Source organism: Saccharothrix sp. ALI-22-I, assembly GCF_001984175.1.
GTDB lineage: Bacteria > Actinomycetota > Actinomycetes > Mycobacteriales > Pseudonocardiaceae > Actinosynnema.
Genome location: NZ_MTQP01000063.1, coordinates 312,087 through 331,781 on the forward strand (window position 1 = coordinate 312,087; position 19,695 = coordinate 331,781).

Below are 19,695 nucleotides of genomic sequence, written 5' to 3' on the forward strand. Positions count from 1 at the left end.
TGATGCTGATCCATCCGACCCACCAGGCTTACCCCCTGGTCGAGCCGGCGGACTTCGCCGCACCTCGGCTTCCCGACGCGGTCGTGGCGCACGAACTGCCGCTGCGGACCGTGTTCGGCTGGGCGGGCGAGTACCTGTGCGGTCCGCACCCGGAACTGGGGCGGAGGGGTGCGGTGTGCCCCTTCACCGACACGTCCCTCCAGCGTGGCCTGTTCTACATGTCCGTGCACTCCGGCACACCGCAGGAGCCGGACGAGCTGGCGGCCCTGCTGCTGCACTACCGCGACTGGTTCGCCGAGCTCGAACCGACGCGGGGGCCGGGGGCGCAGTTCAAGACCATCCTGATCCTGTTCCCGGACCTCACCGAGTTCGGCGTGGTGGACCGGGCCCAGGAGCTGCTGAAGCCGCAGTACACCCGGGACGGGTTGATGCTGGGCGAGTTCCACCCCGGACCGCCGCAGAAAGCGGGCCTGTGGAACCCCGGTTTCCGGCCGCTGCACAGCCCGGTGCCGCTGCTGGCGATCCGGCACATGGTGCCGACCGACTTCCCGTTCCTGCGGGACGACGACACCACCGTCGCCGCGTACCTCGAACGGTTCGGCGACCGCGTGCCCACGCACCTGCGTGAGCACGTGCGCGCCGCCGCCGACCGACTCACCAGATCGGGGAGCACGCCATGACCGATCTCCCGGCGTCCGACCGGACGACGGCGTCCGCGCGGAAGCGGGAACTGCTGGCCCGACGGCTGCGCGCCCGTGCCGCCGCGCCCACCGCGTTCCCGCTGTCGTTCGGGCAGCAACGGCTGTGGTTCCTGGACCGGTTCTCGCCCGGCAGCGCCGTCTACAACGTGCCCGTCGCGTTCCGGCTGCGCGGCCCGCTGGACCCGGTCGCGCTGCGACGGGCGCTGAACGTGCTGGTGAACCGGCACGCGGCGCTGCGCACCACGTTCCCCGACTCGGGCGGCGAACCGGTGCAGCTCGTCGCGCCCACCGGCACCGCCACCCTCACCGTGCACCATCTTTTCGGCGAAGACCGGGACGCTCAGGCGCAGCGGTTCGCCGACGAACGCGGCGGCATCGGGTTCGACCTGCACCAGGGGCCGCTGTTCGCGGCGAGCCTGGGCCGGTTCGCCGACGACGACCACGTGCTGGTGCTCAACATGCACCACATCATCGCCGACGCGTGGTCGCTGTCGGTGCTGCTGGGCGAGTTGGGGCAGGCCTACGACGCGGCGCTGGAGGACCGGGACCCGGACCTGCCCGCGCTGCGGTTGCAGTACCCGGATTTCGCGGTGTGGCAGCGGGACCGGATGGCCGACGACGTCGCCGCCGAGCACCTGGACTACTGGGCGCGGCACCTCGCGGGCGCGCCGGAGCTGCTGACCCTGCCGACCGACCGGCCACGGCCGCCGGTGGTCACCCACCGGGGCGCGCTGCGGTACGGCTACGTCCCGATCCGCCCGTTGGAGGAGTTGGCCCGGGCGCACGGCGTCACGGTGTTCATGGTGCTGCTGGCCGGGTTCGCGGCCAGGCTCGGCCGGTTGGCCGGTCAGGACGACGTGGTGGTCGGCACGCCGGTCGCCGGGCGTTCGCACCCGGACCTGGAGGCCCTGATCGGGTTCTTCGTCAACACGCTCGCGCTGCGCGCCGACGTGGGCGGTGATCCGACGTTCACCGAACTGCTGGGCCGGATCCGGCAGGTCGCCACGGCCGGTCTCGCGCACGCCGACCTGCCGTTCGAACGGCTGGTGGAGCACCTGAGCCCGCAGCGCAGCACCGGGCACGCGCCGATCTACCAAGCCCAGCTGATCTTCACCAACACCCCGCCGCTGGACATCGGGATGGCCGGGCTGGAGATCGACGCGCTGGTGCCCGACCCGAAGGTGGCCAAGTTCGACCTGACGCTGGCCGCCGACCAGCAGGGCGACACGCTGGCCCTGGGTGTCGAGTACAACTCCGACCTGTTCGACGAGTCGACCATCGCCGAGTTCACCGACCGGCTCACCGCGCTGCTCACCGCCGCCGCCGAACACCCGGAGCGGCGGATCAGCGAGTTGGACGGGCTGACCGGCGTGCGGCGGTGGGAGGTGCTGGAGGGCTACAACGCCACCGACCTGGGCCTGCCGCCCGCGCGCACCGCGTTGGACCTGATCACCGGGCGCGGCACGGCGGTGTCCGGTGTGGACTCCCGGATGGATTACGCGGAGTTGGACGTGCGGGCCGAGCAGGTGGCCGCGCTGTTGCGTGCGCACGGTGTGGGGCTGGGTTCGGCGGTGGCGTTGTGCTTGCCGCGCACGCCGGACCTGGTGGCCGCGGTGTTGGGCGTGTGGAAGGCCGGTGCGGCGTACGTGCCGTTGGACCCCGGCTGGCCGGGTGACCGGTTGGCGTCGATGCTCGCCGATTCGGGCGCGGCCGTGCTGGTGACCGAGCGGGACGGGCTGCCGTTCGACGGGACGGTGCTGAGCCTCTCCCAGATGGAGGCAGACACCGCCGCGGACCCCGTAGAACCTGAACCCGTGCCGTGGCGGGCGTCCGGTGAGGATCTGGCGTACGTGATCTACACGTCCGGTTCGACGGGCACGCCCAAGGGTGTGGAGGTGCCGCACCGGGCGGTGGTGAACCTGCTGGTGTCGTTCCAGCGGCTGTTCGCCCTCACCGTCGAGGACCGGCTGGCCGCGGTGACCACGCTGTCGTTCGACATCTCGGTGCTGGAACTGCTGCTGCCGTTGGTCGCGGGCGCGGAGGTGCTGGTCGTGCCCGCGGAGGTCGCGGCCGACGGTGCGGCGTTGCGACGGCTGCTGGTCGAACGCGAGGTGACCGCGTTGCAAGCCACCCCGGCGACGTGGCGGCTGCTGCACGCGGCGGGCGGTGTGCCCGCGGGTGTGGTGACCCGGATCTGCGGCGGTGAGGCGTTGCCGCGCGATCTGGCCGACGACCTGCTGACCGACAACGCGCTGCTGTGGAACGCGTACGGGCCGACCGAGACCACGGTGTGGTCGTCCGCCGGTCTGGTCGATCCCTCCCCCGCGCCGGTGGTGCTCGGGCCGCCGATCGGCAACACCCGGCTGTACGTGCTGGGTCCGGGGCTGGAGCCGGTGCCGCCGGGGGTGGTCGGCGAGTTGCACATCGGCGGCGCGGGCGTGGCGCGCGGCTACCACGACCGGCCGGCGTTGACCGCGAGTCGGTTCGTGCCCGACCCGTTCTCCGCGGAACCCGGCCGGCTTTATGCGACGGGTGACCTGGTGCGGCACCGGTCGGACGGCACGCTGGAGTTCCTGGGCCGCGCCGACCACCAGGTGAAGGTGCGCGGGTTCCGGATCGAACTCGGCGAGATCGAGGCCGCGTTGCTGGCGTCCGGCGAGGTGAGTGAGGCGGTGGTGCTGGCCTCCGACGAACGCCTGGTCGCGTACGTGGTGCCGGGCTCGGACGTCGTGCGGGACGGGCTGTGGCCGCGGTTGCGGTCCGGGCTGGCCGAACGGCTGCCGGACTACATGCTGCCCGCCACGGCGGTGGTGCTGGACGCGTTCCCGTTGACGCCCAACGGCAAGACCGACCGCAAAGCGCTGCCCGCGCCGGTGTGGGCGGTCGGGGGTGAGCGGGTGCCGCCGCGTGACGCGGTGGAGGAAGTGCTGGCGGGCATCTGGGTCGAGGTGCTGGGTGTGCCCGAGGTGGGCGTGCACGACGACTTCTTCGCTTTGGGCGGTCATTCGCTGCTCGCGGCGCGGGTGCTGGCCAGGGTGCAGGCCGCCTTCGCGGTGACCGTGCCGATCGGCCGGATGTTCGCCGCGCCCACGATCGCCGGGATCGCCGCCGCGCTGGTCGCACTGGACGACCCGCAACGGGTGGCCGCGATCGCCGAACTGCGCCTGCAACTGGCCGGTATGTCGGCCGAGGAGGTCGAGTCGATGCTCGGGGAGGCGCGGTGACCGCGTCAGGTAGTCCGACACTGGTCGGACAGGCCGGTTTGCGGCGGTTCGCGGTGGTGTGGGCCGGTCAGTTGGTGTCGGTGATCGGGTCCGCGCTGACCGCGTTCGTGCTCGGCGTGTGGGTGTACCTGGGCACGGGGTCGGTGACGACGTTCGTGTTGATCCAGTTCTGCGCGGTGGTGCCGGGCATTCTGGTCGCCCCGTACGCGGGCGCGGTGGCCGACCGGTACGACCGCAGGCGGATCATGCTGGTCGCGGACTCCGGGGCGGGCGTGGTGACGGCGCTGCTGCTGGTGGCGGTGTCCACGGATTCGTTGGCGGTGTGGCAGATCTACGTGGCCACCGCGTTGACCGCGACGTTGAACTCGTTCCACATCATCGCCTACTCGGCCCTGGTGCCGGCGTTGGTGCCCAAGGAGCACCTGGGTCGGATCAACGGGCTGATGCAGATCACCCAGGGTGTGCAGATCGCCGCGCCGCTGGTGGCCGGTGCGCTGCTGGGTCTGGTGGGGCTGCGGGGCGTGCTGCTGATCGACCTGGTGTCGATGGTTTTCGCGGTCGGGGCGTTGTTGCTGGCACGGTTGCCCGAGGATGCCGTGCGGCCGGCCGGTGCTTCGGACGCGAAACGTGAGGGCATCGGGGCGGGCTTGGCGTGGTTGCGGGGCGCGCCGGGGTTGTTCGCGTTGTGCGCGGTGTTCGGCGTGTGGAACTTCCTGTTCGCCATCGCGGGTGGGCTGGTGCAGCCGCTGATCCTGTCGTTCTCCAGTCCCGCGACGCTCGGTGTGCTGATGGCCGCCGGTGGCAGCGGGTTGTTCGTCGGCGGCCTGGTGATGGGGGTGTGGGGCGGGCCGAAGCGCCGGGTGCAGGGCATCTACCTGGGGGTGGTGCTGGGCGGGGTGTTCCTGGTGCTGCACTCGCTGGCGCCGTCGCCGTGGCTGATCGGCATCGCCGCGCCCGCGTTCCTGTTCACCCTGCCGTTGATCAACACGTGTTGCGTGACGTTGTTGCAGATCAAGGTGGACCCGGCGGTGCTCGGCCGGGTGCTGGCCGTGGTGCGGATGCTCAGCACCGCCGCGATGCCCGTCGCGTTCCTCATGATCGGCCCGCTGACCGACGGCGTGGCCGAACCCCTGATGGCCGCCGACGGTCCGTTGGCGGGCAGTGTCGGCACGCTCATCGGCACCGGCGAGGGGCGTGGCATCGCCCTGATCTTCCTGGTCGTCGGCGTGCTGATGCTGGTGCTGGCGGCCTACGCGTGGTCGCGGCCCCGGCTGCGGGCCGTGGACGACCTGCCCGACGCGGTGGCCGACGAGGTCCCGTCGCCCGAGCGACTCAATTCCGATTAGGAGGCCAGCAGTGACCGAACTGTCCGACCACCGCGAACGCCTGCTGGCGAAGCTGCTCGCCGAACGCGGCCTGGCCGCCGCACCCCGGCAGGCGGTGCCCCGGCGGCCCGAGGGCGCGGTCGTGCCGCTGTCGGGCAACCAGCGCGGCCTGTGGCTGACCGGGCGGCTCGGCCTGGACGCCGGCGCGTACGTCATGTTCGCCGCGCTGCGGGTGGCGGGCGAGGTCGACGAGACGCGGTTGCGTGCCGCCGTGCGAACCGTGATGGGGCGGCACGAGGCGCTGCGCACCCGGATCGTGGAGACCGACGGGGTGCCCGAGCAGCAGGTGCTCGATGACGTGCCCGCCGACGTGACCGTGCACGAAGTCGCCGGCGAGGAGGAGCTGAACGAGTTCGTGGTGTCCGAGGTGGACACGCCGTTCGACCTGGCCGTGGCGCCGTTGTTGCGGGTCCGGGTGGTGCGGGTCGGCGGTGGGACGGCGCTGGTGTTCAGCGCGCACCACATCGTGTGCGACGACCTGTCGCTGGGTGTGGTGGCGCGCGAGGTCGGCGACGTCTACGCGGGCGTGACGCCGGAACCGGTCGGGGCGCAGTTCCCCGACTACGTGCACTGGCAGGCCGACCGGCTCGCCGACGGCGAACGGCAGCGGCAGCTGGACCACTGGCACGAGCGGCTGTCCGGCGCGCCGGACGTGCTGGACCTGGCGTTGGACCGGCCGCGGACCCGCAACCGCACGACCGCGGGCGGCAGCCACCGGTTCACCGTGCCCGCCGCGTTGGCCGGGAAACTGGCCGAGGTGACCCGCGCGCACGGCTGCACCACGTTCGCCGGTCTGCTGGCCGTGTTCGGTGTGCTGCTGGCGCGCCGGTCGGGCGTGGACGACCTGGTGATCGGCTCGCCGACCACGCATCGGCCGTTCCCCGAGTTGGAGCGCTCGGTCGGCATGTTCGTCACCACGACCGCGCTGCGCCTGGACCTGTCCGGTGACCCGACCGTGGCCGATCTGCTCGGCCGGGCCCGGTCGACCGCGATCGACGCCCTGGACCACGCCGAGGTGAGCTTCGACGAGGCCGCCGCGCGGGTCGCCCCGCGCCGCGACCTGGCGCACCACCCGTTGTTCCAGGTGATGCTGGTGCTCAACCGGGGCGGCGGATCGGGCACGTGGGCCGGGATGGACGCCGCGGAACTGCCGGTGGACCGCGGGACCAGCCGGTTCGACCTGACCCTGCACGTGCGGGAGACCGACGGCGACTGGCCCGCGAATCTCGACTACAGCATGGACGTGTTCGACCCGGACTCCGTGGCGCGGCTGGCCGACCACCTGCTGGCGGTGCTGACCGCGCTGGTGGCGGACCCGACCGCCCGCCTGTCCGAAGTGGACACTACGAGTGCAGCCGACCGATCGGCGGCCGCGCGGCTGAACGGCGAACCGCAGAACGGCTTGGACGCCGGGCTGTCGATCCGCCGTCCCCGGGTGCTCGCCCGGATCGCCGAGCACGTCGCCGCGCACCCCGACACGACCGCCGTGCTGGACCTGGCCGACGGGACCGAGCTGACGTTCGCGCAGCTCGACCGGCGGGCCAACCGGGTGGCGCACCTGCTGGTTGGGTCGGGTGTCGGCCCGGAGACCCCGGTGGGTCTGGCGTTGCGGGCCGGGCCGGACGCGCTGGTGGCGCTGCTGGCCGTGCTCAAGGCAGGCGGCGCGTACGTGCCGCTCGACCCGGCGCACCCGCCCGCCCGGCTGGCCGGGTTGCTGGCCGACTGCGGCGCGTCCGTGGTGATCACCGCGCCGGGCAACCGGGACCGGTTCGGCGAGTTCCACGGCACGTTGCTGGACACCACGGATGACGCGTTCACCGGCGAGGCCGACCTGCCGCCGCCGGTGATCGTCCCGGCCGACGGTCTGGCGTACATCGTCTACACCTCGGGTTCGACCGGTGTGCCCAAGGGTGTGCAGGTGCAGCACGACACGCTGGCCAACCTGACCGACGCGTTCATCGACCTGCACGGGTTCGGACCCGGACAGCGCATCCTGATGATCCCGCCGTTGAGCTTCGACGCGTCCGTGGGTGACGTGTTCCCGGCGTGGTGCGCGGGCGCGGCGGTGGTCGTGCACCCGGAACCGGCCGCGATCGGCGGCCCGGAGCTGCTCAAGCTGTGCGCGGACCACGCCATCACCGCGGTCGACTCCGCCGCCGCGCTGTTCAAGCGCTGGGTCGCGGACCTGGACGGCCTCGTCGTCGATCCCGGCCCGCTGTCGGTGATGATGATCGGCGGCGAAGCGGTGCCGACGTCCACGGTCGCCGAGTGGGCCGCGCTGACCGGCGGGAAGGTCGCGCTGGTCAACCACTACGGCCCGACCGAGACCACGGTCTGCGCCACCGCCTACCGCACGATCGACGCGGGTGAGGTCGATCCGCGCGCCACCACGTTGCCCATCGGCCGTCCGCTGCCCGGTGTTCGGGCGTACGTGCTGGACGCTCACTTGAGGACGGCGCCGGTCGGCGTGCCCGGCCAGCTGCACATCGGCGGTGTCGCGCCCGCGCGCGGCTATCGGGGCGACCCGGCGCGCACCGCGTCGGCCTACCTGCCGGACCCGACCGTCGTGGGCGGCCGCATGTACGCCACCGGTGACCTGGTGCGGCTGCTGCCCGACGGCACACTGGAGTTCCTGGGCCGGGTGGACGACCAGGTCAAGCTGCGCGGCCACCGGATCGAGCCCGGCGAGGTGCGGGCGGCGCTGCTGGCCCACCCGACGATCGCCGAGGCGGCGGTGGCGGTGCGCGGCGACACTCTCGTCGCCTACGTCGTGGCGCGGGCCGAGGCCGCCGCGCCGGAGTTGGACGAGCTCCGGGTGTTCTGCGCCGGACGGCTGCCGGAGGCGATGCTGCCCGGCGCGGTCGTGGTGCTGGACGAACTGCCGCTCACCCGGCACGGCAAGGTCGACGTCGCCGCGTTGCCCGAGCCGGACCCGACGGCCCGGCTGACGCCGTACGAGCCGCCGAGCACACCCTTGGAACGGGCGCTGGCCGAGATCTGGTCGGAGGTGCTGGACGCGCCGCTGGTCGGTCGTCGGGACAGCTTCTTCGGCCTGGGCGGCCACTCGCTGATCGCCGCGACCGTGCTGGCCAAGGTGCGTGCGCTGCTGGGTGTGACAGTGCCGTTGCGTGCTCTGTTCGCCACCGCCGACCTCGCCGAACTGGCCGAGGTGGTGGAGCAGGTCGCCGCGTCGGACCACACGTTCGCCAAGCGGTACAAGGCCGGTCTGCCGTCCGTGGCGGAGATGCGGGCGGACGCGATCCCACCGGACGACATCGTGCCTCGGCACCCGTTGCGGACCGGCCCGCCCGAACGCGTGCTGCTGACCGGCGCGACCGGGTTCCTCGGCGCGCACCTGCTCGGCGAACTGCTGTCCCGCACGGGCGCCGAGGTGCACTGCCTGGTCCGGGCCGAGACGCCGGCGGCGGCCGGTACGCGCATCCGCGCCAACCTGCGCCGCGCGCACCTCGACGTGCCGGAGGAGCAGCTGGCCCGGGTGGTGCCGGTGGTCGGTGACATGTCCCAGCCGCTGCTCGGACTGTCCGAGCAGGATTTCTCCGCGTTGGCCGAGAGCATGGACGCGATCTACCACAACGGCGCGTTGGTGAACTTCGTGCTCACCTACCAGTGGATGATGCCGCCGAACGTGGGCAGCACGGTGGACGTGCTGCGGCTGGCCACCCGGTACGCGACCAAGCCGTTGCACCTGATGTCCACGCTCGGCGTGTTCCTGGGCGTGAACTACGACCGGCAACGGGTCACCGAGGCCGACCGGCCCGAGGACCCGACCGGCCTGGACACCGGCTACCTCACCACCAAGTGGGTGGTCGACAGGATGGCCCTGCACGCACGGGACCGGGGCGTGCCGGTGTCGATCCACCGGATCGCCGCGATCATGGGCGACGTTCGCACCGGCACCGCGAAGACCGAGTCGTACTTGAGCAGGCAGATCACGGCGTGCGCGCACGCGGGCGTCGTGCCGCGCACGTCGGACGTGATCGACATGCTGCCGGTGGACCGGCTGGCCGCCGCCATCGCGGGCATCTCGACGCGGCCGGAGCCGCACGGTGCCGAATCCCGTGGCGGGGACTTCCACTACTACCGGGCCGACGGGTTCAGCTACGCCGACCTGGGCGACGTGCTCACCGCCAAGGGCTACCCGACCCGCCTGGTGGAGTACTCGGACTGGCGGTCGTTGATGCTGGAGAGCCCGGACAGCGCGTTCGGCCCGCTGGCGTTCGGCCTGACCACCACCCACCGGGCGCACCCGGTGTTCGACTGCTCGGCCACGTGGGCTGCTGCGGCGGCGTGCGGGGTTTCGTTCCCGCCTGCGGACGCCGAGATGATCGCCCGCCACGTGGACTTCCTCGCCGCCGCGGGCAAGCTGCCGGAAAGGGTCTGACCATGCCACTGCACCCGGGACCGGACGACGGGCCGCCGTCGTTCCACGACCTGCTCGCCACCGCCGCCTACCGGGCCGTCGCGGCAGGCTTGCGGCTGGGCGTGTTCGACGCGCTGGCCGACGGTCGGCGCCCTGTCGCTTCCCTGGCGAACGCCCTCGGCACCGACCCGCGCGGCACCGGACTGCTGGCCGAGGCGCTGGTGTCGTTCGGGTACCTGACCGGCGGGCCGGACGGTTACGCCAACACCGAGCAGACCACGAAGTGGTTGGCCGGTGGCGGTTACGCCGAGGTGGACAAGTTCTGGTCGGTGGTGCTGTTCGAGTCGTGGGAGGGCCTGGAGGAGTCGGTGCGCACCGGCAAGCCCGCGATCGACTTCTACGCGTGGCTGGCCGACCGGCCGGACGTGCTGCGCCGTTTCCAAGGAATGCTGTCCGGCCACGCCGACACGATCGCCCCCGAAGTAGCGTCGATCGTCCCGGTGGGTTCCACATTGCTGGACGTCGGCGGCGGACACGCCAAGCACGCCATCCGCCTGTGCACCGCACACCCCGCTCTAAAGGCGACCGTGATCGACCTACCCGACGCCCTGGCCGTAGGTGCCGCGGCCGTGACCGACGCGGGCCTGTCCCACCGGATCAACCTGCTCCCCGGCGACTACGACACCCTCGACCTAGGCGAGTCCTACGACACGATCCTGCTGTTCAACGTCGTCCACGGCCGCCCAGCCGCCGCGAACGAAACACTCCTGAAGCGCGTGGCGTCCGCCCTCCGACCAGGCGGCGCAGTGGTCCTCCTCGAACACGACGAGCACTCCCCCGACCGCGCGTCCGACGCCTTCGCCCGAGTCTTCAGCCTCAACCTGTTCCACGGCCAGGGCGGCCAGGTCTACGGCGCCGACACCATCACCACCTGGCTGACCAAAGCCGGCTTCACCGCACCGACCACCCACCCCCTGACCACCTCCCCCGGCCAATCCCTCCTGACAGCCCACAAACCCTAACCACAAGAGTCGACCCCCCAACCCCGCGTGTCCAACCTTCAGAACACGCGTGTCCAACCTTCAGAATGCGCGTGTCCAACGTTCGGAATGCGCGTGTCCAACCTTCAGAATGCGCGTGTCCAACGTTCGGAACACGCGAATTCAACGCTCGGAACGCCCTACCGTGGTCACGGCGGCGAGCGCGGCCACCCCGAAACTCGTAGGTCATCGGGCGCTCCCGAGTTGTCAGGCGTTACCTGACAGCCCAGTGATGATCACCGAATGCCATCGAACTGGCCTCGAACCTCCCGATCCGGCCGGTTCTGGGGGAGGATGCGCTCCGGCCGATCCCCGGTTCAACGAAGAAACGCAGGTGATCGCGGTGGATTCCGCACTGACGAGCGTCGGTCTCCCGGTCGCACTGGCCGTGGTCATGTTCGGGCTCGGCCTGTCGCTGACGGTCGGCGACTTCGCCCGGATCGCGCGGGAGCCGCGTGCGGTGGCGGTCGCGTTGGCCACCCAGCTGGTCCTGCTGCCGCTGGTGTGCTTCGGGTTGATCCTCGCGCTGGGGCTGAACCCGGTGCTGGCGGTCGGCATGATGCTGCTCGCCGCGTCGCCCGGCGGCACCACGGCGAACTTGTTCAGCCACCTGTTCCGCGGTGACGTCGCGCTGAACATCACGCTGACCGCGGTGAACTCGGTGCTCGCCGTGGCCACCCTGCCGCTGGTGGTCAACTTCGCGATGGACTACTTCGAGCCGGCGGCCGCGGGCGCGGTGGGGCTGGAGTTCGGCAAGGTCGCCCAGGTGTTCGCGATCGTGCTGGTGCCGGTGGTGCTGGGCATGCTGGTGCGCCGCTGGTCCGCCGCCTTCGCCGACCGCGCGGACCGGCCGGTGCGGATCTTCTCGGCGGTGGTGCTGGTGGCCGTGATCACGGGCGCGATCATCGCCGAGCTGGAGAACATCAGTGGCTACCTGGCCGACATCGGGTTGGCCACGGTGCTGTTCTGCGCGTGCAGCCTGACCGCCGGCTACCTGCTGCCCCGGCTGGCGAAGGTCGGCAAGCGGCAGGCGGTGGCGTCGGCGTTCGAGGTCGGCATCCACAACAGCACGCTGGCCATCACCGTCGCGGTCACCGTGCTGGGCAGTGAGCAGCTGGCCGTGCCCGCCGCCGTCTACGGGGTGGTGATGTTCCCGCTCGCCGCCGCGGCCGGGTACCTGCTGACCCGGACGAAGGCCGAGCAGGGCACCGTCACGGGCTGACCGAGCCCGCATCCCCCGTAAAGCCCATGGCGTAAGCCGATTTTTCGGGGTTGGCGCTAGTCCGCTCGGATGAGACCGGGCGGCAGCTCGGCACACCCCCGACAAAGCTGTGCGTTTCGGAAACCTGCATGTAACCCTTCCGTGCTTACACGAAAGTGTCACGAAGGGAACAAAACGGACCATGCGATTACTCCGCCGCGCACAACTTCTGCCCCATTCGAGACGTGTGACCGCCGTATCCGCCGCAGCCGTCGTGCTCGCGGCCACCACGGTGGCGCTCCCGCCGACCGCCACGGCCGCCGTGCCGGCCGGGTTCACCGACACCCTCGCCATCGGCGGCCTCACCACCCCCACCGCCGTCTCCTTCGCGCCGGACGGCCGTGTGTTCATCGCCGAGAAGAGCGGCCTGATCAAGGTCTTCGACTCGCTCGCCGACACCACGGCCACCGTGTTCGCCGACCTGCGCCCGCAGACGCAGGACTTCTGGGACCGCGGACTGCTCGGCCTGGCCGTGGACCCGCAGTTCCCCACCCGGCCGTACGTCTACGCCGTCTACACCTACGACGCCGTGCCCGGCGGTTCCGCGCCGCGTTGGGGAGACGCCTGCCCGACCCCGCCCGGCGCGACCGATCAGGGCTGCGTGGTCACCGGCAGGGTCTCCAAGCTGACCATGGGGCCGGGCGGCACGGCCACCGCCGAGCAGCCGTTGATCACCGACTGGTGCCAGCAGTACCCGAGTCACTCCATCGGCACCATCGCGTTCGGCCCGGACGGCGCGCTCTACCTGGGCGGCGGTGACGGCGCGAGCTTCGCGTTCGCCGACTACGGCCAGGTCGGCAACCCGTGCGCGGACCCGCCCTCCCCCGCCGGCACGAACCTCACCCCGCCCAGCGCACGCGGCGGCGCCCTGCGGTCCCAGTCGATCCGCCGTCCCGCAGGCGAGCCGGTCTCCCTCGACGGCACGATCGTGCGCGTGCACCCGGACACCGGAGCCGGCATGCCCGGCAACCCGTTCGCGGGCCGCGCCGACGCCAACGCCCGGCGCGTCATCGCCTACGGCATGCGCAACGAGTTCCGGTTCGCGTTCCGGCCCGGCACCGAGGAGCTGTGGGCCGGCGACGTCGGCTGGAGCACCTGGGAGGAGATCAACCGGATTGCCGACGTGAACGACGCGACGGCGGAGAACTTCGGCTGGCCCTGCTACGAGGGCGCGGCCCGGCAGGGCGGTTACGACGGCGCCGACCTCGCGTTGTGCGAGTCGCTGTACGCCGGCGGCGGCCAGACCGCGCCGTACTACGCGTACAACCACTCGGCGAAGGTCGTGCCGGGCGACCCGTGCGCCACCGGCGGGTCGTCGATCTCCGGCATCGCGTTCGAGTCGGACAGCAACTACCCGGCCGAGTACGACGGCGCGCTGTTCTTCGCCGACAGCTCGCGCGGCTGCATCTGGGCGATGCGGACGACCGCCGGCCAGCCGGACCCGGCCAAACTGGTGCCGTTCGTGACCGGCGTGAACATCCCGGTGCAGGTGACCACCGGCCCCGGCGGCGACCTGTTCTACATCGCGCTGGGCGCGGGCCAGCTGCGCCGGGTCGGCTACCCCGACGGCTCCAACCGCGCGCCGACCGCCGTCGCCAGGGCCACCCCGTCGTCCGGCCCCGTGCCGCTGACCGTGCAGTTCAACGGCACCAACTCGACCGACCCGGACGCGGGCGACACGCTGACCTACGGGTGGGACCTCGACGGCGACGGCGCGTACGACGACTCGACCTCCGCCACCCCGACCCGCACCTACACCGAGCAGGCGTTCGTCGAGGTCGGCCTGCGGGTGGTCGACCAGTCGGGCGCGTCCGGGACCACCTCGATCACCGTCACGGTCGGCACACCGATCCCGCAGGACCCGGTGCCGGTGATCGACAACCCGACCGCGGCGCTGCGCTGGGCGGTCGGCCAGCAGGTGTCGTTCGCCGGGCGTGCCACCGACCCGCAGGACGGCGTGCTGCCCGCGTCCGCGCTGAGCTGGCGGTTGAGCGTGCAGCACTGCGTGACCGGCGGCTCGTGCCACGAGCACGTGGTGCAGGACTTCCCGGGCGTGGCGTCGGGTTCGTTCGTCGCGCCCGACCACGACTACCCGTCGCACCTGGAGCTGACGCTGACCGCCACGGACTCGTCCGGGCGCGCGGCGCGCACCAAGGTGCGGCTGGACCCGCGCACGGTGGACCTGACCTTCACGTCCAGCCCGAGCGGGCTGCGGCTCGGCGTCGGCGGCACGGAGTCCACCACGCCGTTCACCCGCACGGTGATCGTCGGGTCGACCAACTCGATCAGCGCACCGACCCCGCAGACCAGTCCGCAGCGCCTGCGGATGTGGTACTGGAGCTGGTCGGACGGCGGCGCGCGGACGCACAACATCGTCGCGCCGGCGAACCCGACGACGTACCAGGCGAACTACTCCACGTACATAGCCTGGTGATCGGCCTGCCGCGCCGGCCGCGGGCGGTGTCCGCGGCCGGTCAGCCGGCGCACACCGGGCACCGGTGCGGCCCCACGGGTCTGCCCCGGCCTCCCCACCCGGCGGCGGTGGCGGCCCGCCACAGCCGGGCCCACTCGGGGCTCGCCTCCGGGTAGGTGCGACCGCAGTGGTCGCAGATCAGCACGAGGGTGGACGTGTCGCTGTCACCGGGAATGGCGGTCACTATCGGCTTTCTCGGCAGGGGGCGTCGGACGGGCGCCGGCCGCGTCCCACGGTCGGCACCTGATCGTGCACCACTGCGATTCTGGTGCCGCCGCACCCCTGTGATGATCCATTTCGACCCCGGTGAACCTTGCGATCACCTTGCGATCAGCTCGTATCGCGGACCCGGTTCCGGGTGGGGTGCCGGCCGGTTGGGAGGATCTGCGGTGTCATGGATTTCTCTGTTCTGCTGGTCGAGGACGACGAACACATCAGGCAGGCACTCGGCTTGGCCCTCGGTGACGAGGGTTTCGCAGTCACCGACGCCGTGTCCGGTGAGGCGGCGCTGGAGCTGCTGTCCGCCGACGGGTTCGACGTGGTGCTGCTGGATCTGATGCTGCCCGGGGTCGACGGGCTGGAGGTGTGCCGCACCCTGAGAGCGGGCGGCGACCTGCCCATCATCATCGTGACCGCACGCACCGACGCCGCCGACGTGATCGCCGGGTTGGAGGCGGGCGCGGACGACTACGTCACCAAACCGTTGGTGGCCAGCGTGTTGGCCGCACGCATCCGGGCGCTGCTCAGACGCACCGGCACCGGCCGCGACGACGAAGTCCTGCGCCGCGGCGACCTCGACATCCGCCCGGATGTCGGCACCGTGCACCGCGACGGCGTCCAGGTGCACCTGACCAGCACCGAATTTCGGCTGCTGGTCGAACTCGCCGCCGCGGCCGGCCGGATCGTCACCCGCGAACAACTCCTGCGACGCGTCTGGGGCTACGACTACTTCGGCGACACCCGCCTGCTCGACGTCCACATCCGCCGCCTGCGCCGCAAGGTCGAGCGCGACCCCGACGACCCGACGCTGATCGTCACCGTCCGCGGCTCCGGTTACCGGATGGACCGGTGATGGCGCGGTTCTCGCTGCGCTGGCGGGTGGCGGTGGCGTTGGGGTTCGGCTCGCTGCTGCTGACCAGTGCGTTGGCGCTGGTGGTGTGGAACCTGACGACCGGGTACATGCTGCGGCAGCGGGAGCAGAGCGCGGTGCGGCAGGCCGAGGTCAACGCGCGGCTGGTGGACGAGTCGCTGCACAGCGGCTCGAACGGGCTCGACGAGCTGCTGACCGGTCTCACCACGGGCCCCGACTCGACCATCCTGCTGCTGCGACCGGGAGAGGTGCTGACCAGCGGGCGTGAAGTGGACGTGGACGCGCTGCCGCGTCCGGTGCTCGACGTGGGCGGCGCGCCGTCCCGGGGACGGCTGGTGGTCGGCGGCGTGTCGGTGCTGGTGGTGACGTTGCCGATCCCGTCGGCTCAGGGCGTTTACGTCGAACTCGTGCCGCTGGTGCAGTTGGAGCGGACGTTCGGGTTCCTCAACGCGGCGCTGGTGATGGGTGTGCTGTGCAGCGGGCTGCTGGGCTTGGGGCTCGGGTCGTGGGCGGGCCGCCGGGCGTTGCGGCCGTTGAGCGAGCTGACCAGGGCGGCGTCCCGGATCGCGGGCGGGGACCTGCGGGCCCGGCTGCCCGAGCAGACCGACCCGGACCTGGCACACCTGGCGACGACGTTCAACGCGACCGCGGCGGCGCTGCAACGGCGGGTGTTGAAGGACGCGAGGTTCGCCGGCGACGTGAGCCACGAGCTGCGGTCGCCGTTGACGACGATGGTCAACGCCGCCGAGGTGCTGCACCGCAGGCGGGCCGAGGTGCCGGGCACGGCGGGCAAGGCGTTGGACCTGCTGACCTCCGAGGTCGACCGGTTCGCGCGGATGGTGGTGGACCTGCTGGAGATCTCCCGCGACCAGCAGGTGGACGACGCGCCGCCGGAGCCGATCGACCTGGCCGCGTTGGTGCGCAACGTGGTCTCGGCCAGGCCGGGGCCGTCGGTGCCGGTGGAGGTGACGGCGTCACCGCAGGTGCTGGGTGACCGGCGTCGGCTGGACCGGGTGGTGAGCAACCTGCTGGACAACGCCGAACGCCACGCGGGCGGCGCGGTGCGGGTGGCGGTGCTCAGCCGAAAGGGGTTGGCAGGGGACGGGTTGGCGCGGCTGGAGGTGGACGACGCCGGGCCGGGCGTGCCCGCGGACCTGCGCGACCGCATCTTCGACCGGTTCGACCGGGGTGCGCGGGCGGGCAGTCGTGGCGCGGACACCGGCAGCGGCCTGGGCTTGGCGTTGGTGGCGCAGCACGTGCAGCGGCACCGGGGCGCGGCGTGGGTCGAGGGACGGCCGGGCGGCGGTGCCCGGTTCGTGGTGGAGATCCCGGAGACGACAGCGTGAAGCCCACCTCACGCGGCGGGCTTCACGGTCTCCGTCACGCGACGCTCACGGGAAACCTGTCCCAGACTCGGTGGGTCCCGAGCAGTCCCAGGACCTCCTCGAACACGCCCGCGGGGGTGTCGCCGACGACCACGCCGAGGTCGTCGGCCGCGCATCCGGCATCGAGCAGCGCGGCCTGTCCGCCGCCCCACGCGCCGATCACCTTGGCGTGCCGGTAGCACTCCTGGACCATCAGCACCACGCGCGGGTCGACGGCGGAGGACGGTGCCCCGCCTAGGCGTCACGGCTGGGCAGCGCGTCCGGGCCGGGCGGCGGCGCGGCGGCCAGCAGCAGCGCGTCGAACTCGACCGAGCGGGCGGTGAGGAACGTCCGCTGCGCCACCAGCCCGTCCTCCAACTGCCCGCCGCGTGCGGCGACGAGCATCGGAGTGAGACCGGCCGCGTTGATCGTCTTGCGCAGCTCGTGCACGCCGTGTGCCGCCGCGCCGCGGGCGTGCACCACCCGTTCCGGGATGCGCTCGTGGTCGAAGTGGGTGATCTTCTCGCGCAGGTGGTGGTCCTGGAGCAGCGTCGGGCCGCGTTCACCGGCCTTGAGCGAGTGGTCGGTGTCGTACAGGCGCGCGCCCTGTGCCGTGGTGAGGTATTCGGCCTGCTGTTCACGGGTGTCCGCCGCCGCACCGGTTTCCGCGCCGGTGGCGGTCCGCGTCGCCGGGGATGCCTGGTCGGGCTTGCGCGGCAGCGGGCCCTGCGACTCGTTCGGCGGATCCACCGGCGGCGGCACGCTGCCCGGCGTACCCGGGACTGGCGGCGTGACCAGGTCGGCGACCTTCTCGACGGCCTTCTCCAAGGCGTCCTTGACGACTTGGGCGGGCTTGATCGGATCCACGTGCTCCTCCTCGTCGGCAGTCCTCACGCCGCGACGACCCGTGTCACGGCGACCTACACACGGTGACTTCAGGCGGATCTAAAGCGCGATGAGTCCCCCGTTCGTGGGCTGGAAGCCGCAGCTGTCGAAGTAGAACGGCTTGAGGTGGTCGTCGAAGTCGACGTGCAGCCACTCGCACCCGGCGGCCCGCGCGCCCTCCACGGCGGTCGCGACGAGTTCGTGCCCGACGCCCTGCCTCCGCACCGCTTCGGTGACGAGGGTGTCGAGGATGAAGGCGTGGATCGCGCCGTCCCAGGCCACGTTGACGAACCCGACCAGGGCGTCGTCCTGGCGGGCGGTCACCCAGCCCAGGCTGTGCCGGTTGACCTGGCCCCACCAGTCGTCCTCCAGCGGCCGGTGGCCGAAGCCTTCCGCGTGCAATGCGTTGACCTCGGGGTTCCCGAACCGGCCGCGCCACTCGTAGCTGATCATGACGGCAGCCTACGGAGGCGGGTGTGCCGAGGGCATCGGACCGTGGTCTGATCATCCACTTCGGACCGTGGACCGATGCGGGACAGCGGCTTCGGGTGGGAAGTTGTTGGCATGAAAAGCGACTACACGTTCCCCGGCCGCTGGGTCGGCGCGACCGCGATGGTACTCGGCCCGGTGCTGCTGCTCGTCGGGACGCTGCTGCGGTGGCCGTTCCACTACTTCTTCCCGCAGCAGTTAGCGGCCGTCGCGGAGCACCCGGCGCTGATGACCACGGCGCACACGGCGTTCGTCGCCGGGAACGTGCTGCTCGCGCCCGCGGTGGTGGCGGTGGCTCACCGGATCGGGCGGATCCGGCCGGTCCTGGCGACCTGGGGCGCGGCGTTAGTGCTGGTCGGACTGTTCGAACGGACGTTCCACGCCGGGATCGACCAGGCGGCGCACGGTCTGGTGCGGCGGCACGGCGCGGAGTTCGCGACAGACCTCGTCGGACGGTCGTACCAGGACTTGCACCTGTTCAGCTTCCTGTCGTTCGCCATCCTGTCCGGCTGGCTCGTGCTGGCGTTCGCCGCGTACCGCAGCGGTGTGCTCGGCCCGGTGCGGGCGGTCGGCCTGGCGGCGATGTGTCTGCTGCCGTTGGGCGTGCTGAAGGGCACGGAGGTCACGTCGGTCGTCGCGGCCGTCGGCTTATGCGTGGCGTTCGTGCCCGACGGGGTGCGGTTGGCGTTGGACGGGCCGAGGCCGAGCCGCCGTTCGGTGCTGTTGACCTTGGCCAGCGTACCCGCGCTGGGTGCACTGGCCCACGTCAGCACGCTGGGTTAGCGGGTGTCACGACGGGACGGCGAATCTCCGGACACCCTTCGGTGTGCGCACGAGCAGTGCCTCCGTCAGCGTCGCGCACGGCTGGAGTTCGTGGTCCAGGCCGCTGATCTCGAACGGTCTCAACACGTGCCGGTGCCGGGCGACCACGCGCAGCGACACGCCTGCCGCCTTGGCTGCCAGGTAGCCGCGGTGCAGTTCGTTCAGGCCGGCGGCGGCGAAGAACTCGACCCGGGTCAGGTCCACCACGACCGGTGCGGGCGGGGTGGCGAGGGCCAGCCCGATCGCGATCTCCTGCCTGAACTCGCGAACGGTCAGCGCGTCCACCTCGCCGGCGACACACACGACGACGGCGTAGCCGTGCACCTGCCGCTCCACCCGGAACGGGTAGTCGAACCGCTCGGTTTTCACGCCCGCAGCCTCCTCGGAGGGTCGAAGAAGGCAGTGGCTGCCGGCTCAACCCGCTGCTACTACGACCGTACCTGCCCGCGGATAAACCCGCAGTTCAAGGCCATGCCCGGCTGCCGTCCGACCCCGCCGGCACTCCCTGGGACAGGGCGGGGTCACACCTGCCCCCGGTGGTCTCGCGGGTTAAAAAGCAGCCGGCGGAACCACCGTCACG

Annotated in this window: 14 protein-coding genes and 1 pseudogene; 10 read left to right on the forward strand and 5 right to left on the reverse strand. The window is 71.8% G+C overall.

Annotated elements, in window-relative coordinates; all coding sequences use genetic code 11:
- Positions 1–2: 2 nt before the first annotated feature.
- From ALI22I_RS24875 to ALI22I_RS24905, 7 genes are all read left to right on the forward strand, one after another.
- Positions 3–680 carry a DUF6875 domain-containing protein gene (locus ALI22I_RS24875; protein WP_077007991.1) on the forward strand — a complete coding sequence of 226 codons (678 nt, stop codon included), beginning with the start codon at positions 3–5 and terminating at the stop codon, positions 678–680.
- On the forward strand, positions 677–3,925 hold the full coding sequence (locus ALI22I_RS24880; protein ID WP_077007930.1) for a non-ribosomal peptide synthetase: 3,249 nt from the start codon (positions 677–679) through the stop codon (positions 3,923–3,925). The genes ALI22I_RS24875 and ALI22I_RS24880 overlap by 4 nt, the downstream gene beginning before the upstream one ends.
- A complete protein-coding gene (locus ALI22I_RS24885) occupies positions 3,922–5,271 on the forward strand; it encodes an MFS transporter (protein ID WP_238598552.1) in 1,350 nt (449 codons plus the stop codon). The genes ALI22I_RS24880 and ALI22I_RS24885 overlap by 4 nt, the downstream gene beginning before the upstream one ends.
- A gap of 10 nt (positions 5,272–5,281) precedes the next feature.
- Positions 5,282–9,712, forward strand: coding sequence for a non-ribosomal peptide synthetase (locus ALI22I_RS24890; protein WP_077007931.1), 4,431 nt, complete (start codon positions 5,282–5,284; stop codon positions 9,710–9,712).
- Positions 9,713–9,714: 2 nt separating this feature from the next.
- Positions 9,715–10,713: a class I SAM-dependent methyltransferase gene (locus ALI22I_RS24895; protein WP_077007932.1), complete on the forward strand. Its 999-nt coding sequence runs from the start codon at positions 9,715–9,717 to the stop codon at positions 10,711–10,713.
- 361 nt (positions 10,714–11,074) lie between these two features.
- Positions 11,075–11,953 (forward strand): bile acid:sodium symporter family protein, encoded by an 879-nt coding sequence (locus tag ALI22I_RS24900; RefSeq protein ID WP_077007993.1) that lies wholly within the window; start codon positions 11,075–11,077, stop codon positions 11,951–11,953.
- A gap of 226 nt (positions 11,954–12,179) precedes the next feature.
- On the forward strand, positions 12,180–14,426 hold the full coding sequence (locus ALI22I_RS24905; protein ID WP_238598553.1) for a PQQ-dependent sugar dehydrogenase: 2,247 nt from the start codon (positions 12,180–12,182) through the stop codon (positions 14,424–14,426).
- A 40-nt stretch (positions 14,427–14,466) separates the two neighbouring features.
- Here ALI22I_RS24905 and ALI22I_RS24910 read toward each other — a convergent pair whose 3' ends face one another.
- Positions 14,467–14,649 (reverse strand): hypothetical protein, encoded by a 183-nt coding sequence (locus ALI22I_RS24910; RefSeq protein ID WP_077007933.1) that lies wholly within the window; start codon positions 14,647–14,649, stop codon positions 14,467–14,469.
- A gap of 210 nt (positions 14,650–14,859) precedes the next feature.
- On the opposite strand from ALI22I_RS24910, the gene ALI22I_RS24915 reads away from it, so the two are divergent.
- Entirely contained in the window at positions 14,860–15,537 is a 678-nt protein-coding gene (locus tag ALI22I_RS24915; protein WP_077007934.1) for a response regulator transcription factor, read from the forward strand.
- Positions 15,537–16,901, forward strand: a complete 1,365-nt coding sequence (locus tag ALI22I_RS24920) for a HAMP domain-containing sensor histidine kinase (protein ID WP_143532414.1) — start codon at positions 15,537–15,539, stop codon at positions 16,899–16,901. Before ALI22I_RS24915 ends, ALI22I_RS24920 begins: the two co-directional genes overlap by 1 nt.
- A 34-nt stretch (positions 16,902–16,935) precedes the next feature.
- Here the strand turns inward: ALI22I_RS24920 and ALI22I_RS54790 are convergent, their stop codons facing one another.
- From ALI22I_RS54790 to ALI22I_RS24935, 3 genes and pseudogenes are all read right to left on the reverse strand, one after another.
- Positions 16,936–17,133 (reverse strand): hypothetical protein, encoded by a 198-nt coding sequence (locus ALI22I_RS54790; protein ID WP_274522998.1) that lies wholly within the window; start codon positions 17,131–17,133, stop codon positions 16,936–16,938.
- A gap of 233 nt (positions 17,134–17,366) precedes the next feature.
- Positions 17,367–17,786, reverse strand: a pseudogene (locus tag ALI22I_RS54800) (catalase); the annotation flags it as partial.
- 78 nt (positions 17,787–17,864) lie between these two features.
- Positions 17,865–18,257: a GNAT family N-acetyltransferase gene (locus ALI22I_RS24935; RefSeq protein ID WP_077007937.1), complete on the reverse strand. Its 393-nt coding sequence runs from the start codon at positions 18,255–18,257 to the stop codon at positions 17,865–17,867.
- Positions 18,258–18,368: 111 nt separating this feature from the next.
- Between ALI22I_RS24935 and ALI22I_RS24940 the strand changes: the two genes are divergently transcribed.
- Positions 18,369–19,076, forward strand: a complete 708-nt coding sequence (locus ALI22I_RS24940) for a hypothetical protein (RefSeq protein WP_077007938.1) — start codon at positions 18,369–18,371, stop codon at positions 19,074–19,076.
- 6 nt (positions 19,077–19,082) lie between these two features.
- Here the strand turns inward: ALI22I_RS24940 and ALI22I_RS24945 are convergent, their stop codons facing one another.
- Positions 19,083–19,484 (reverse strand): STAS domain-containing protein, encoded by a 402-nt coding sequence (locus ALI22I_RS24945; protein WP_077007939.1) that lies wholly within the window; start codon positions 19,482–19,484, stop codon positions 19,083–19,085.
- Positions 19,485–19,695 lie beyond the last annotated feature (211 nt).

Bases quoted from the DNA above. Each gene is read 5' to 3' on its own strand.
- ALI22I_RS24875 (WP_077007991.1), top strand. From the start codon at position 3: ATGCTGATCCATCCGACCCACCAGGCTTACCCCCTGGTCGAGCCGGCG.
- ALI22I_RS24940 (WP_077007938.1), top strand. From the start codon at position 18,369: ATGAAAAGCGACTACACGTTCCCCGGCCGCTGGGTCGGCGCGACCGCG.
- ALI22I_RS24880 (WP_077007930.1), top strand. From the start codon at position 677: ATGACCGATCTCCCGGCGTCCGACCGGACGACGGCGTCCGCGCGGAAG.
- ALI22I_RS24895 (WP_077007932.1), top strand. From the start codon at position 9,715: ATGCCACTGCACCCGGGACCGGACGACGGGCCGCCGTCGTTCCACGAC.
- ALI22I_RS24935 (WP_077007937.1), bottom strand. From the start codon at position 18,257: ATGATCAGCTACGAGTGGCGCGGCCGGTTCGGGAACCCCGAGGTCAAC.
- ALI22I_RS24915 (WP_077007934.1), top strand. From the start codon at position 14,860: ATGGATTTCTCTGTTCTGCTGGTCGAGGACGACGAACACATCAGGCAG.
- ALI22I_RS54790 (WP_274522998.1), bottom strand. From the start codon at position 17,133: ATGGTCCAGGAGTGCTACCGGCACGCCAAGGTGATCGGCGCGTGGGGC.
- ALI22I_RS24920 (WP_143532414.1), top strand. From the start codon at position 15,537: ATGGCGCGGTTCTCGCTGCGCTGGCGGGTGGCGGTGGCGTTGGGGTTC.